The following is a 14,251-nucleotide window of genomic DNA, read 5'->3' as shown; positions in this document are numbered from 1 at the left end:
TAACTAAAACGACGCATGGAGCGTCGTTTTTTTTACTTTAATTTACTCAATTTACCAGCGTTTAATTATTAACAAACTAAACGTTAAATTGATTATTGATATATTTTCTCAGCCCAACGCGCCAAACCTGAAGTAACGCTTCCAAAATGATCTCCAACAACAATTGGGATATTAGGCATTTGTTGCTGTAAAAACTCACTCAATACAGGAGATTTTGCGGTACCACCAGTGACAAAAATCACTTCAGGTTGACACTGGGCTTGTTGGACAGCTGAGTGCATTATATTAGCAATGCTTTCTAAAGTACGTTTATTGGCTGAACGCAAGGTTTCTTTGGTAACTTCAGCACAAAGTCCATCAGTAACATCACTTAAGTCAATCGTTTGCTTAGTTTGCTCTGTTAGTTCGATTTTTGCTTGTTCAGCGGCATTGACTAATTGATAACTAAGTTTATGGTCGTGCACGGCTACTAAGCGTTCAATAATAGCGGTTTCTTTGGCATCACGAGATAATTGAATCAAATTACGTCTATTTTTGGCACTGTAAAATTCTGTTTGCTCGTTAATGTTATTAATTGCTAGCGCTTGGTAAAAACTACTTGTTGGCATGGGTTTACCCGTCTTCAATAAACTATTCATGCCAAAGCTCGGCATGATGCCTTGTAAGGCTAATTGAATATCAAAGTCATTACCTGCCACACGAACACCGGTATGAGCGAGCAGATGATCGTTACGATTATCGTTGTCAGTGAAATTTGGGCTCATCAGAAGCATTGAACAATCACTCGTTCCGCCACCGATATCAACAACTAATACCCGTGTTTCTTTTGTTAGTGAGCTTTCAAACTCGAAACCTGCCGCAACGGGCTCATACTGAAACTCAACGTCTTTAAAACCAACACGTTTTGCCGCATTAGTTAATACGCTGATGGCTTGTCGGTTACTTTCTTCACCATGTAAGCCTTGGAAATTAATAGGTCGACCGATAACCGTTTGTGTAACTTCTTTTTGCAGTACTTGTTCAGTGAGATTTTTTACATTACTCATCATACAAGCAACAATATCTTCAAAAAATTGAATCTGTGCCGTCGCTAAACCACTAGCACCAAGAAATGACTTAGGTGATTTGATGTAATAGCCTTCTTCGGGGTCTTCAAGGTACTGCGCTAAGGCAGCTTTACCAAAGAGTAATTCACTGGAAATACCGTCAAATTTTAACTCTCGCAGCGCTGCTTGACCTTTTTGTAACTGACTTTTTCTCTCAGCGATAAAGTTTGCTTGTTGTGGGCTAGCCAACTGTTGAGAAAGCCAATTGGCGATAACATCGCGACTTGGGGCATATAGATTTGAAGCAATGTATGATTCATCACCTAATAGCGGAATAATGTGGGGTTGGCCGTTACGCATAGTGGCGACACCACAGTTGGATGTACCGTAATCAAAACCTATCATCATTAATACCTACGAGAATGCCTACAAGAAAATGGCCGCGTAGCATACTCAGTAACTAAGAAAATCACAAGCATTAATCCGATTGGTATTAGTCGGTGAATTTTACTTTTTAGTGGGTTTTAGTCAGAAGTAGAAAAATTTAACGTAAACGGTTTTATTGTGTTCCCTTTTAGGCACAGTTAAAATGGATAAAATTGAATTGGTATGATAATAATGATGAAATTAAGCAAAACGAATCAAAAAATTGATAATAACGTCTGCAAGGCATTAACTATAGCGTGTGAGTCATCTTTGCATGAGGTGGCAGGTTTTGTTTGGTTAACCCATAGAGCCAATTACACTAACTTCCCCGGTAGTTTAGTTGTTACGTGTGTATTTAATACCGATGAAGAAATTGACGCAATGAAGGCGTTGCAACAAGATGAAATAATGATCGCGACTATCCAGAAGCAATTGTTAAAAGTAGGGGTTGTTGTTAAAAATATTAAAAAAAGCGTTCGCTTTGATAGTGAACAAGCTTGTCAGAATAAACATGACGGGCAATGGGCAGACCGTTTAGCATTGAGCATTGTGAAACAAAAACCAAATGCACGACGTGTTCATTAAGCGTTAAATTTAAGTAAAAAAAGCCTAAGATCTTTTGAATCTTAGGCTTTTTTATTTATCGTCATCGTTTACTAAATATAAGCTTCTCACTTCTATGCCTAATAAGAGTTCCATAGGCATATTGTTATAGTGACTCTATTGTCTATAGTCGAACTTGACCATCACCAAAAACAACAAATTTCTCAGTGGTTAATGCTTCTATGCCTAATAAAAGTTCCATAGGCATATTGTTATAGCGACTCTATTGTTTATAGTCGAACTTGACCATCGCCAAAAACAACAAATTTCTCAGTGGTTAACGCTTCTATGCCTAATAAGAGTTCCATAGGCATATTGTTATAGTGACTCTATTGTTTATAGTCGAACTTGACCATCGCCAAAAACAACAAATTTTTCAGTGGTTAACGCTTCTAAGCCCATTGGACCATAAGCATGTAGTTTACTGGTAGATATGCCTATTTCCGAACCTAAGCCTAATTGGTTACCATCTGAGAAGCGTGAAGAGGCATTCACCATTACTACTGAGGAGTTTATTTGGCGAATGAATTTTTGGCTGCGTGAAATGTCTTGGCTGATAATTACTTCAGTATGATCAGAGGTAAATTGATTGATATGACTAATTGCCGTATCAAAGCTGCTCACTACCTTCACCGCAATTTCTTGCGCTAAATACTCCGCTTGATAATCTTCTTCAGTTGCCAGCTCAGCATTAGGAAAAAACCCAACACTATTTTGACACGCATGAACTTTAACTTGTGCAGCATCATTGAGTGCTTTAGCTGCTAGGGGTAAAAACCTTTCACTAATATCACTATGTACCAAAACGGTTTCAAAGGCGTTACAAGCACTTGGTTTTTGGGTTTTACCATTAACTAAAATGTTGATAGCTTTATCTAAGTCTGCGTATTTATCAATGTATAAATGACATACGCCCTTATAATGTTGGATAACAGGAATACGACTATTTTCACTAACATAGCGGATCAAGCCTTCACCGCCACGTGGAATAACGAGGTCAATCGTGTCGCTTTGTTGCAATAGTTGTTCAATAACACTGCGGCTAGTATCAGGAATAACACTAACAATATGCTCATCAACATTATGAGTCGTTAATACCTGATGTAAGCAGTGAGCGATAGCTAAGTTGGAATGAATTGCTTCTGAGCCACCACGTAAAATCACGGCATTACCCGATTTAATACATAAGGCGGCAGCTTCTGCTGTAACATTGGGACGCGCTTCATAAATCATGGCTATAACGCCAAGAGGGATGCGCATTTTACCGACTTGAATGCCATTCGGGCGTAATGATAGTTTATCAATATCTCCAACCGGATCCGTTAGAGCAACAATTTCACGGATAGCAGAACTCATATCCTTAATGCCTTTATCCGTTAGCACTAATCGGTCCAACATGGCTTGCGACAGGCCTTTTTCTCTACCTGCGGCAATATCTTTACTGTTCTCTTTGATAATGGCATCACTATTATTTTCAATTGCAGTGGCAATGTCATTTAATAGCGCATTTTTTTCACTACTGTTAAGTTGTGCAGCCACTCTGCTGGCTTGTTTAGCCTTTTGTGCCATAGTGGCGATATTAAAATCAGTCATTTTGCTACTCTTGTCAAAAATTGTTTAAGTGGTTTTAATCTATTTACTATAACTATTTTAGTCTAATCATAAAATAACCATATCATCACGGTGAACTACAACATCGCCTTGGTCATGCCCTAAAATATCGGTGATATCATTACTGTGTTTGCCCATAATTCTTTTTAAGTCATAGTGACTATACAAAGTAATGCCTTTGGCAATCACCGCATTATTTCTTGCATCAACTAAATCGATGGCATCACCGGCTTTAAATCTATTAGTCACTGATTTTATACCCGATGGTAATAAAGAAGCACCTTTGTTAACGACGGCATTAACAGCACCAGGGTCGAGTTTAATTTTACCTCGGCTTTTTAAAGTATGTTTTAACCAATGCTTTTTAGCGGTAATAATATCTTTATCTGCGGCAAAACGAGTACCTGGATTAACTTTTGCTAAAAGTGAGCTAAATACCTCACTTTTAGTGCCGTTAACGATATAAGTATTTATACCGTGTTCAACGGCTTTTTCAGCGGCTTGTATTTTAGTTTTCATGCCTCCGCTCGCTAAAGGATTACGACTAGTGCCAGCCATGGCATAAATTTCATCAGTAATCTTATCGATATTTGGGATTAATACGGCATCGTCATTGATATTTGGGTCTTTGGTAAATACACCATCAATATCACTTAATATGAATAAACTGTCCGCTTCACATGCCTGAGCAACTAACGCGGCTATATTGTCATTATCGCCGATAGCAAGTGCTTTGGTGGTGACGGTATCATTCTCATTAACAATGGGTAACACGCCATTGGCTAATTGAATTTTTATTGTTTCTTGAATGCTTATAAAGCGTTCTCTGTCCGCTAAATCATTTTGGGTAATGAGTATCTGGCTACAAGGAACATCAAAGAAACGTTGCCAATTAGCCATCATTTGCATTTGACCAACGCTTGCCATGGCTTTTTTAGTGGATAGTGAGAGTTTGGGGGAGCCGTGTTGAATGATAGTACGGCCAGCAGCGACACCACCGGATGAAACTAAAATAATTTCCTTACCTTGCTGTTGGCATTTGGTAATGAATTGTGCAATTGCTAAGATATATTGGCCACTACAACCATCGCGACTGGGTGCTACTAAAGCACTACCGACTTTGATTACAGCTCTATTAAAGTTCATTTTATCTCCTATTATTAAGCTAGTTCGAGTATGCTTGAAACTGATTAAAAACTCAATTATTAAAGGTAATTATTCACTATTAGAAAACACTAAAAAGTCTATTTTCAATCGTTTTATAAAGTATTTGCATGTAACCATGTGTTTTACACCCTTATATTCACGTAAACAGCGTTATTCTTGGATGATAAAAAAAAAGAGATCACTTTTTACCCAAAATAATAATTTAACGATTATTTAACGAATAGTGTGATTTTAAAATGAATTGCGTGATAGAGGAGTAATAAAAAAATTTAATTATTAGCTGAATCATGATTAAATGACGTTATCCGTGTTACTTATCTATTATTATTAGTTATTATCAAGATATGCTAAATTTCTTACCAGCCAAATTGATCGGTTTTATATCCTTTTCCCTTTATATCCTTAATACCATATTTTGGCTGTTACCTATTTTAGTTTTTTCACTGTTTAAAGCATTAATTCCATTAACTTTTTCAAAAAAAATATTCAGCTACTTACTTGATTTAATGGCCAGTAATTGGGTTGCAACAAATAGTATAATTCAAAATATATTTACTAAAACAAATATCGTGGTGACAGGTTTAGAAGAACTTAAAATTAATGATTGGTATTTGGTGTTAGCAAACCATCAAAGTTGGGTTGATATTGTCGTTTTACAACGTGCTTTACACGGAAACATTCCATTTTTAAAATTCTTCTTAAAAAAAGAACTTATTTATGTACCTCTGCTTGGACTCGCTTGGTGGGCTCTCGACTTTCCTTTTATGAAACGATATAGCCAAGCTTTCTTGAAGAAGAATCCTCATCTACGTGGTAAAGACTTAGAAACGACTCGAAATGCGTGTGCTAAGTTTAAACACAAACCCGTTAGCGTGATGAATTTTATTGAAGGCACGCGTTTTAGTCAAAAAAAGCATGATAAACAAGGCTCTCCTTTTCAACATATGTTGAAACCTAAGTCAGGCGGCATCTCTTTTGTATTGGATGCTATGGGTGAGCATTTGACTAAAATTGTTGATGTTACTATTTATTATCCCGATGGAATTCCAAATTTCAGTGATTTTATCTATGGGCAGGTGGAAAATGTACACATTGATATCCATACATTCGATATTGCTAGTGAGTTGGGGCATATCAATTTTTCAGATCGAAATGATAGAATTGCTTTTCAAAAATGGTTAACGCAATTTTGGCATGATAAAGATGCAAGACTTGAGAACATGAGACAGCAACATAATGCTCAACGTGATGACTAAATTTAAACGCGTATTGTCCCTTAACTAAGCTACTTGCCAATAAGATGGCAGGAGAAGTATATGAATGAACTGATCAGTATTTGGCTGAGTGAGCAAGGCATTAGCTTGAAATATTTAGCCAGTAGCGCAACAGCTGTAGGTATAGGTGTGATCTTGTTGATTTCTAGCCTAAGTTATTATGTTGCGAAATATCAAGTCTTGGGTTTAATGAATAAGGTCATTATTAATAGTAAAAACACCTGGGATGATGCATTGATGGAGCATGGCGTGCTCAGTCGTATGGCTTTACTGCTGCCGTTTGTATTGATGCTCTTCTTAACGCCACTTATCTTAGAAACCACCAGTATTGCCAGTACTTTACTCATTTTATTGAGTAAAGTGTTACTTACTTTTCAAATATCACGTTGTATTAGCGCCTTACTTAATGTCAGTCGAAGCATCTATAAAGAAAGTGCCAAACAACGCTTTTTACCATTAAGCGCTATTATTCAAATCATTAAATTAGCTTTATATTTAGTGACCAGTATTATCATTGTTTCGCTTATAATTGACCGTTCACCTGTTTATCTATTAAGTGGTCTAGGTGCTTTGACCGCGGTACTATTGTTGGTTTTTCAAGACACAATTAAAGGCTTGGTCGCTAGTATTCAAATCTCAGCGAATAGAATGGTCGTTGCAGGTGACTGGGTTGAGTTACCCAAATATGGTGCAGATGGCGATGTACTAGAAATAGGTCTAAGTACGGTGAAAATAGAAAATTTTGATAAAACTATTACTACAGTACCTACTTACGCGCTGATTAGTGATTCTTTTAAAAACTGGCGCAATATGTATCATACGGGGGCACGACGTATAAAGCGTACCGTTATTATTGATATTGCTAGTATTGATTTCTGCAGTACTGAAAAAATAAACCAATTAACAAATGCATATTTATTACAAGATTACCTTAGTGATAAAAAACAAGAGTTGGCGCTGAGTGAAGAAGACAATAATAGCGATGAAATTGCCCAATCGTTTACTTCCTTAAATAGTCGACAATTGACTAACATAGGAACGTTTCGTGCTTATATTACTAAGTACTTACAACAAAATAGTCATATTCGTGATGATCTGACATGTATGGTTAGGCAGTTAACCGCTACGCAAACTGGCTTGCCACTGGAAATATACTGTTTTGCAAACACCACAGATTGGAGCGCTTACGAGACAATTCAAGCTGATATTTTTGACCACCTTTTTGCCATTGCACCACAGTTTGACTTGCGTGTTTTTCAACATCCTAGTGGTCATGATTGGCAGAAAAATTCATAGCATAGGGTATTTAAATGAAGTCAATTGAAGAGCAATTAGCGCGTTATAAAAGTGTGCATTTGAATCAGAAAAACATCAATACCCATTTTGTTGGAGTACCTTTGATAGTGTTAGCAGTAACACTGATGTTGAGTACCATTACATTTGAAATAACCATGGATGATGTTTTTAGTACTCAAGTGACTTTGCACTATACCTTAGCGATGGCTATTTTTTCTGTAGTCGCTATTTACTATATTTTTTTGCATCGTTTATTAGCATTGGGCATGCTGATATATATATTAATTAACTTGTTTATTGCGCAATTATTGAGTGGTACAGCGGGTTTGATTTATATCGCACTAGGTTTATTTGTTGTTGGATGGATTATTCAGTTTATTGGTCATTATTATGAAAAAGCCAAACCGGCTTTTGTGGATGATTTGAGCCAGTTTCTGATTGGGCCATTATTTTTAATGGCTGAAGTGTACTTTATGTTAGGTTTAGAGCCGGTATTAAAAGCGCGCGTCACTTCACTAGCGGTTGAAAAACGTAAAGTATTAGAAAAAAGAACACGTGCTATATAGCTGTCATTTACTTGACTGCAAAGCAACTTGTCTAAAAAGTAACGTGACTATAGATTTATAACCACGTTACTAATAGTTATCGTTGCCTAATCACACCTTCCTGCATGGTAGAGGCAACTAACTCCCCCTGACGATTATATATTTGTCCTCTCACTAACCCGCGACCATTACTCGCAGACGGACTATCCATACAATAAAGTAACCAATCATCAAAGCGAAATGGACGATGGAACCACATAGCGTGATCTATAGTGGCAATTTGGAAGTTTGGTTGCCAATGACTGGCACCATGAGGTAGTAATGCCGTCGGTAAAAAATGGAAATCTGACGTGTAAGCTAACATATAGGTATGTATGCCTAAATCATCAGGTAAATCTCCATTGGCCTTTATCCACATTTGGCTTACAGAATCTGTTGGTTTTGGTTGCAACCAGTTATATTGCTGAACAGGACGAACATCAATAGGCTTTTCAGCAAGAAACTTTTCGCGCAATGACTTAGGTATATAGTCTTGGTTGGCTTTTATATAATCAGTGAATGATGGAAGATCTTCGGGAGCAGTCACCTTTGGCATTGTATCTTGGTGGTCAAAGCCTGTTTCAGCATGTTGAAAAGACGCTGTCATATAGAATATGGCTTTACCGTTTTGCACTGCTTGCACTCTACGGGTGCTAAAACTCGAACCATCACGAATGACTTCTACTTCATAAACAACAGGTAAGCTAGCGTCACCAGGACGTAAAAAATAATAATGTAGCGAATGAACAGAGCGATTAGCAGCAATCGTTTCTTGAGCAGCTGAAAGCGCTTGGCCCATAACTTGACCACCAAAGAGAGCTTTATAGCCTAAATCTTGGCTTTGTCCTCGATAGATGCCTTGTTCAATAACTTCTAGTTTTAATAACGCTGATAATTCATCTAATACACGTGTCATTTTTTACCTTAACTATCAAAGACTATTTGGTTAAAAACCAACTAATTCAAGGTAACAGTGTAATCGCTATTGATGTTATATGTAAAGTAGGTTAAATTTCATTCAAAATAGTAATAATAATAATAATAATAAAAACTTATCTAAATCATAATTGGTCTAGGGAGGGGGAATTATGGCTGCAGCAATGCAAAGAGAATACCTGTTGGAGCGCCGGCAAGAAATGTTGGGCGATACAGATAAACTTTGGGAAAGTTTAACGTTGGCACAAAAATTTGCTGCCAGTAGCTTAGCGCAATTTGGCTATAAGCTTAACTTTATTAGAGACTTTCATGATACTCATGTGGCAGTACTAAGCTGCAATGATAATATCGCTACTATCTCTAAAAGTGGCGAAATCAATACTGACCCAAAGATTAAGATGCGTCTTTAAAATAATAAGACATAAAAAAAGCGCCGATTGGCGCTTTTTTTGTGTCTTTTTTCTGCTTTTTAAGGTTTTTAAGCCATTAATAACGTAAAATAGCTGACATTATTAGTAAAAAAGTAACTGTATCTATGTCTCGTTCAAAAAAATCTAGAAAACCAGGTGGAGCACCGACAGCTAAACCTAAGTTAAGTAAGCAAGAATTAGAAAAAGTTGAGAAGCGTACCCGCAAAACAACGGGTAAGGTGGCGGGCAATCGTCAGAAAGAAGCAATGCCAGAGCAAACTGATAATAATCAGCAAGGGGGCAATAAAGATCCGCGTCTTGGCAATAAAACCCCGATTGTTTTAGGTAAAATAATTACTAAAGCCGAAAAAGCTAAAGCAGAAAAATCTAAACAAGCAAAAGCGAAACTAGCCAGCCAAAAATCGGCACCTATTGCGAGTATTCGTTTTGTTGAAGATACAGTCGTTGAGAACATCGTTATTGAGTTATCGCCAGAGCAAGAATTAGATGCAATTGAACAAGATGAAACGTTGCAAACAATTTTAGCTAAGCAAGAAGATGATACTGCCTTAACAGAGCAAGAAGTTGATTACTACAATGAGAAGATGGAACGTCATCAAGCATTATCGGCTGAATTAGGTCTCGATGAAGATGACGACGCTAGTGATAGCGATGAATCTAATAACGGTGATAGTGAAGATGACTTATGGGATAAATTAGATCGCCCAGACTTTTCAGATTTTGAAGAGAAAGAGTAACTTCGATGAGTGATTTTTGGCTTTATGCTTTGTTGTTTGGCGTTATTATTGTACTTGCCTTAGCATTTTATGCAGGTAAGTTATTAAAAAAAGTAGCCCAACAAAAAAAACAACAAGCACAAGCAAAATTGGCACAACAGCAAGCACTAAATAAGCACGATAAAAAAGTATTTGATAGTGTGCTATTAATTACACGTGCTATGCAGGAAGAGCAATGTGAGTTTGATGAAGGTTGCTGGCGTTTGTCAGTATTGTTGTCTTCATTGAAAACATTGACGGAATTATCTGAGAAATTTCCGGCAATTTTTGGCTTGTATGAAGAAATTAAAAATCTTTCCATTCTTGATGCACGTAAAACGCTAACGAAAAAAGAGCGTATGCGTGAAGATTACCAACGTATAACGGCTTTAAACAAAAGGCATGATGGGGTTGTTACTGATTTGGATAAGCTTTTTCAATTCACTACTGAGCAACTTACTCACCTGACCCCTTAGCGCTAGTTCCAGGCCTTAATTCCAATAACAGAGCTTATTAAGGTCTGTTATTGCGCTTGATCAATGCGTATAAATTATAAAAGGCTATAATATTTTCGTTCACTAAATAAAACGGTATGAAAATATGAAAGTAAGTCAATTCTTCGATAATGCGCTATTAAATAAATATAACACCAGCGGACCAAGATACACCTCTTATCCAACAGCGTTAGAGTTTCATGATAATTTTAAACATGATGACTTTATTAAAGCGATAGAAAACTCGCAAAACCGCGAATTGTCACTTTATGTGCATATCCCATTTTGTCATACGCTTTGTTATTACTGTGGTTGTAATAAAGTCATTACTCGTCATCGTGGAAAAGCAGATACTTACCTTGAATATTTAGCACAAGAAATAGCGCTACAGGCACCCTTGTTTGAAGAGTATACCGTTAAGCAACTGCATTGGGGCGGTGGTACACCTAGTTTTTTAACTCACCCACAAATTACTCAACTTGTATCTTTATTAAAAGAGAAATTTAATTTCTCAGATGATTTAGAAATGAGTATTGAAATTGATCCTCGTGAAATTGAAATGGACTTAGCTGAGCATTTATATTCATTAGGTTTCAATCGCTTGAGTTTAGGTGTGCAAGATCTTGATTTAAAAGTACAACAAGCTATTAATCGTGTGCAGTCAACTGAGTTCATTGGTGACTTTATTCAGCACGCCAAAGATGTTGGCTTTAAGTCTATTAATATTGACCTTATTTATGGTTTACCGCATCAAACACTTGAGAATTTTACTAAAACGTTAGTAAAAGCGCATGAGTGGGATGTTGACCGTATCTATCTATTTAGTTACGCCCATATACCAAGCCGTTTTGCTGCACAGCGTAAATTGCGTGATGAATGGTTACCAAGTACGCAAGAAAAATTCGCCTTAATGAAATTGGCAATAGAAACACTTTGTGACTTTGGTTATGACTTTATCGGTATGGATCATTTTGCTAAACCAAATGATGAATTAGCTATCGCGCAAAGTGATGGTACCTTGCATCGTAACTTCCAAGGATACACGACTAAAGGTGGCTGTGACTTATTAGGCTTAGGCGTGTCATCAATTAGCTCTATTGGTAATAGCTTTAGCCAGAATATAAAAGATCTGAAAGAATATTACCAAGCAATTACAGAAAAACAGCATGCCCAAATTAAAGGCGTAAGTTTATCTGAAGATGACATTTTACGTGGTGAAGTTATTCAAGAATTGATGTGTAATTTGTATCTAGATAAACAAGTTATTAGTGAAAAATATAATATTAATTTTGATGAGTATTTTGCTGAAGATTTACCATTATTAAATACTTTCATTGATGATGGTTTAGTAGAAAATAATGCTAAACATATTAAGGTAGAGCAAAAAGCCCGCTTATTAATTCGTATCATTTGTATGAGCTTTGATGCTTATATGAAAAAGCATGTTAATCAGCAACGTTTTTCTCGGGTGATTTAATTAACACTCTATAAGCTTAGTTTTTTTACGATATTTATCCCCGAACGTTAACGTTCGGGGATTAGTATTATTCCGTTTTCTTACTTAAATAACCCCAAATTTCTATCACTTATGGCATCTCGCCAACCACCTAGCCATTGAGATTTAGTATCAATATCCTGATAAGGGCACTGCTCCTTAGTTTTGCCGCCAAGGCCAGCCTGATATCCATTAGAATGCGCTCTACCTAATTTATCCCTTTTTTGTCTTTTCATTTATTCCACCTTATAAAAATTTTATAATTGTTTTATAAATCAATTAATAAACAAATTTAATGTGTCTCGTTTTCCTGAGGTAATTCATTACTTAAAACTACAGAGTGCTCGATTATCGAACTTTATCTTGACTAAAAAAGTATGAAATTTCATCAGTTGACAAGTTATTTAAGAGGATTTTTTGTAGTGATGCAAGCGAAAAAATGTAATTTGAAAGAGGAGTGAATAGGATAAAATAAGGAAAAGAGCAGGCAAATTTTCCTTATGAAAGTTTACTTTGGCAAAACAATTTGTTAGCAGCGCATCATGTTAAAACGTTATGGCGATATATAATAAAGAGCTAACTTGATAGACAAAATTACTCTAAAAAAGGTTCTTGCTGTTGGTTAGGGATCGCTAAATAAACTTCTTTGAGAAAACACTATGTATTTTAAGCTATTAAGTACGTAATAATGGTTGCAGCATGGTTTCTAAACCATTGAGTTTCACTTCATACATCAAGGCTAACTGTTGTCCTAATTTACCTTCAGGAAACCCTTTGCTATGAAACCAAACCAAATACGGCTCAGGTAATTGCAATAATTTTCTACCTGCATATTTACCAAAAGGCATCGTTTGATTAATCGCTTCAATCAGGGCTTGTTGATCGTTTAACAAATTAGGTCCTTTTACGCGTAAATGCTTGTCATATTTGTGACATATTTATGTCACAAAAGCTTCATCGGCACTCATTATACTGCTCCCATCGTAAAAGGTTAATAAATTTAGGGATGAAGATGTCAATTATTAGAAAACGAAGTGCCGCTCACAAAGCTTACTTACCTGGTAATGTGCGTGATAATCAATATATCTTAGCCGAGTTTACGTTGACCGATGAATTGTTTCAGCAGTTGTCAGGAAAATACAGCGATTTAAAGCCACAGCCATATTATGATTTTTATCAGCAATTATCGGTACTGTTTTTTGAATTGACTGATGAAGTAGAGCTAGAAAATTGTCAGTTTATTGCCAATGATAAACTTGCACGCGTAAGATACAGCCAAGAAATGCATCAGTGGCAAACTAACCAGCAAATTTTATTTTATTACAATCCAGAAAGCCACCACCTTAAAAAATCGTTTTTTGATGGTAGTAAAAGGGCTAAGAAAGTGTGTTTACTCTTTTTAGCTACTGGGAGTGAAATCAGGGTTAACGCTGCTCATTTTCATAGTAAAGTTAGTCAAGTGGTGGAAAAGTTTTGTGAAAAAATTAAGCTAGATAAAAGCGATATGCGTTTGAGAGATCATCAGCATTTGACTTACGATCTGTTTTCTAAGAATAAAGGTTGCACCATTACCCAAGCCCATAAATTACGTGAGATTGATAAACGCTATGCTAGCCAAAAAGTGACAGTACCAAGTCACCATAGTGCAATGAATTATGCTGTTGTTACCTTGAAGATCAGTAATGAGTTATTGCAACAAGTAGAAATAGATAGTCATTCAAAAGATCCTTACAATCCTTTGTATATGTATTTAACAGATGTTTTTACTATGGCGGCAAAGCGCTATAACCTAAACAATGGTGCGCTGATTGCCAATGGGCTAGTACCTATTGTTAGATACAGTATTCATGAGATCGTATCTCGAGTGGGTGAGTTGCAAATGTTAGGGTATAACCCTGAGCAGAGTCCATGCGGTATTGTTAGCAAATGGAATGCAGCTGAGCTTACGGATAATGTGCAATTAGTCTTTGTGGCAACACCTGAAAATAATAGTGGCCATGGCTTTGGACGATTTTTAAATCAGATAGAGCAAGCAATGCAATTAATGGCAGTAGAACTGGAAATAGAACCGACTAAAGAAGAAATGATGGTTAGATTTCATCAACACCTGGCATATAACTATTAAGTCCTCTT

At 36.5% G+C, this 14,251-nt stretch carries 15 protein-coding genes; 9 read left to right on the top strand and 6 right to left on the bottom strand.

Features of this window, described 5'->3' with window-relative positions:
• Positions 1 to 92: 92 nt before the first annotated feature.
• Positions 93 to 1,454, bottom strand: a complete 1,362-nt coding sequence (yegD, locus tag ESZ36_RS04455) for a molecular chaperone (protein ID WP_170235769.1) — start codon at positions 1,452 to 1,454, stop codon at positions 93 to 95.
• Between the two features lie 213 nt (positions 1,455 to 1,667).
• Between yegD and ESZ36_RS04450 the strand changes: the two genes are divergently transcribed.
• Complete coding sequence (locus ESZ36_RS04450) at positions 1,668 to 2,057, top strand: Fis family transcriptional regulator (RefSeq protein WP_146784768.1); 390 nt, start codon at positions 1,668 to 1,670, stop codon at positions 2,055 to 2,057.
• A gap of 354 nt (positions 2,058 to 2,411) precedes the next feature.
• Here the strand turns inward: ESZ36_RS04450 and ESZ36_RS04445 are convergent, their stop codons facing one another.
• Positions 2,412 to 3,668: a glutamate-5-semialdehyde dehydrogenase gene (locus tag ESZ36_RS04445; RefSeq protein WP_146784084.1), complete on the bottom strand. Its 1,257-nt coding sequence runs from the start codon at positions 3,666 to 3,668 to the stop codon at positions 2,412 to 2,414.
• Between the two features lie 66 nt (positions 3,669 to 3,734).
• Positions 3,735 to 4,832: a glutamate 5-kinase gene (proB, locus tag ESZ36_RS04440; protein WP_146784081.1), complete on the bottom strand. Its 1,098-nt coding sequence runs from the start codon at positions 4,830 to 4,832 to the stop codon at positions 3,735 to 3,737.
• A 365-nt stretch (positions 4,833 to 5,197) separates the two neighbouring features.
• Between proB and ESZ36_RS04435 the strand changes: the two genes are divergently transcribed.
• From ESZ36_RS04435 to ESZ36_RS04425, 3 genes are read left to right on the top strand one after another with little or no spacing between them, the layout of a single operon-like run.
• The gene (locus tag ESZ36_RS04435) at positions 5,198 to 6,109 is read left to right on the top strand and encodes an acyltransferase (RefSeq protein ID WP_146784078.1); all 912 of its coding nucleotides are present in this window, start codon (positions 5,198 to 5,200) and stop codon (positions 6,107 to 6,109) included.
• Positions 6,110 to 6,169: 60 nt separating this feature from the next.
• The gene (locus ESZ36_RS04430; protein ID WP_146784076.1) at positions 6,170 to 7,423 is read left to right on the top strand and encodes a mechanosensitive ion channel family protein; all 1,254 of its coding nucleotides are present in this window, start codon (positions 6,170 to 6,172) and stop codon (positions 7,421 to 7,423) included.
• Positions 7,424 to 7,437: 14 nt separating this feature from the next.
• Entirely contained in the window at positions 7,438 to 7,989 is a 552-nt protein-coding gene (locus ESZ36_RS04425) for an Mpo1 family 2-hydroxy fatty acid dioxygenase (RefSeq protein WP_146784074.1), read from the top strand.
• 76 nt (positions 7,990 to 8,065) lie between these two features.
• On the opposite strand, the gene tesB is transcribed toward ESZ36_RS04425, so the two are convergent.
• Positions 8,066 to 8,923: an acyl-CoA thioesterase II gene (gene tesB, locus ESZ36_RS04420; protein ID WP_146784071.1), complete on the bottom strand. Its 858-nt coding sequence runs from the start codon at positions 8,921 to 8,923 to the stop codon at positions 8,066 to 8,068.
• Positions 8,924 to 9,095: 172 nt separating this feature from the next.
• On the opposite strand from tesB, the gene ESZ36_RS04415 reads away from it, so the two are divergent.
• The 4 genes from ESZ36_RS04415 to hemN all read left to right on the top strand — a co-directional run bounded on the left by ESZ36_RS04415 (position 9,096) and on the right by hemN (position 12,100).
• Complete coding sequence (locus ESZ36_RS04415; protein ID WP_146784069.1) at positions 9,096 to 9,353, top strand: hypothetical protein; 258 nt, start codon at positions 9,096 to 9,098, stop codon at positions 9,351 to 9,353.
• Positions 9,354 to 9,478: 125 nt separating this feature from the next.
• Entirely contained in the window at positions 9,479 to 10,111 is a 633-nt protein-coding gene (yihI, locus tag ESZ36_RS04410; protein ID WP_146784067.1) for a Der GTPase-activating protein YihI, read from the top strand.
• A 5-nt stretch (positions 10,112 to 10,116) separates the two neighbouring features.
• The gene (locus tag ESZ36_RS04405; RefSeq protein ID WP_146784064.1) at positions 10,117 to 10,605 is read left to right on the top strand and encodes a DUF2489 domain-containing protein; all 489 of its coding nucleotides are present in this window, start codon (positions 10,117 to 10,119) and stop codon (positions 10,603 to 10,605) included.
• Positions 10,606 to 10,729: 124 nt separating this feature from the next.
• Positions 10,730 to 12,100: an oxygen-independent coproporphyrinogen III oxidase gene (gene hemN, locus ESZ36_RS04400; RefSeq protein ID WP_146784061.1), complete on the top strand. Its 1,371-nt coding sequence runs from the start codon at positions 10,730 to 10,732 to the stop codon at positions 12,098 to 12,100.
• A gap of 80 nt (positions 12,101 to 12,180) precedes the next feature.
• Here hemN and rmf read toward each other — a convergent pair whose 3' ends face one another.
• Positions 12,181 to 12,354 (bottom strand): ribosome modulation factor, encoded by a 174-nt coding sequence (rmf, locus tag ESZ36_RS04395; protein WP_146784058.1) that lies wholly within the window; start codon positions 12,352 to 12,354, stop codon positions 12,181 to 12,183.
• Positions 12,355 to 12,792: 438 nt separating this feature from the next.
• Positions 12,793 to 13,011 carry a DUF3820 family protein gene (locus tag ESZ36_RS04390; protein ID WP_011045540.1) on the bottom strand — a complete coding sequence of 73 codons (219 nt, stop codon included), beginning with the start codon at positions 13,009 to 13,011 and terminating at the stop codon, positions 12,793 to 12,795.
• A gap of 119 nt (positions 13,012 to 13,130) precedes the next feature.
• Here ESZ36_RS04390 and ESZ36_RS04385 point away from each other — a divergent pair, with 119 nt between their 5' ends.
• A complete protein-coding gene (locus ESZ36_RS04385) occupies positions 13,131 to 14,243 on the top strand; it encodes a DUF3083 family protein (protein ID WP_146784056.1) in 1,113 nt (370 codons plus the stop codon).
• Positions 14,244 to 14,251: the final 8 nt, after the last annotated feature.

It is taken from the genome of Colwellia demingiae (assembly GCF_007954275.1).
In the GTDB taxonomy this organism is placed as follows: Bacteria; Pseudomonadota; Gammaproteobacteria; order Enterobacterales; family Alteromonadaceae; genus Colwellia; species Colwellia demingiae.
Note: the sequence above shows the minus strand (reverse complement) of the source record. Positions and strands in the feature narration are given on the sequence as shown.

What these genes read in the sequence shown, in the direction of transcription:
- yegD (WP_170235769.1), bottom strand. Translation starts at nt 1,454, where the DNA reads ATGATGATAGGTTTTGATTACGGTACATCCAACTGTGGTGTCGCCACT.
- ESZ36_RS04450 (WP_146784768.1), top strand. Translation starts at nt 1,668, where the DNA reads ATGAAATTAAGCAAAACGAATCAAAAAATTGATAATAACGTCTGCAAG.
- ESZ36_RS04445 (WP_146784084.1), bottom strand. Translation starts at nt 3,668, where the DNA reads ATGACTGATTTTAATATCGCCACTATGGCACAAAAGGCTAAACAAGCC.
- proB (WP_146784081.1), bottom strand. Translation starts at nt 4,832, where the DNA reads ATGAACTTTAATAGAGCTGTAATCAAAGTCGGTAGTGCTTTAGTAGCA.
- ESZ36_RS04435 (WP_146784078.1), top strand. Translation starts at nt 5,198, where the DNA reads ATGCTAAATTTCTTACCAGCCAAATTGATCGGTTTTATATCCTTTTCC.
- ESZ36_RS04430 (WP_146784076.1), top strand. Translation starts at nt 6,170, where the DNA reads ATGAATGAACTGATCAGTATTTGGCTGAGTGAGCAAGGCATTAGCTTG.
- ESZ36_RS04425 (WP_146784074.1), top strand. Translation starts at nt 7,438, where the DNA reads ATGAAGTCAATTGAAGAGCAATTAGCGCGTTATAAAAGTGTGCATTTG.
- tesB (WP_146784071.1), bottom strand. Translation starts at nt 8,923, where the DNA reads ATGACACGTGTATTAGATGAATTATCAGCGTTATTAAAACTAGAAGTT.
- ESZ36_RS04415 (WP_146784069.1), top strand. Translation starts at nt 9,096, where the DNA reads ATGGCTGCAGCAATGCAAAGAGAATACCTGTTGGAGCGCCGGCAAGAA.
- yihI (WP_146784067.1), top strand. Translation starts at nt 9,479, where the DNA reads ATGTCTCGTTCAAAAAAATCTAGAAAACCAGGTGGAGCACCGACAGCT.
- ESZ36_RS04405 (WP_146784064.1), top strand. Translation starts at nt 10,117, where the DNA reads ATGAGTGATTTTTGGCTTTATGCTTTGTTGTTTGGCGTTATTATTGTA.
- hemN (WP_146784061.1), top strand. Translation starts at nt 10,730, where the DNA reads ATGAAAGTAAGTCAATTCTTCGATAATGCGCTATTAAATAAATATAAC.
- rmf (WP_146784058.1), bottom strand. Translation starts at nt 12,354, where the DNA reads ATGAAAAGACAAAAAAGGGATAAATTAGGTAGAGCGCATTCTAATGGA.
- ESZ36_RS04385 (WP_146784056.1), top strand. Translation starts at nt 13,131, where the DNA reads ATGTCAATTATTAGAAAACGAAGTGCCGCTCACAAAGCTTACTTACCT.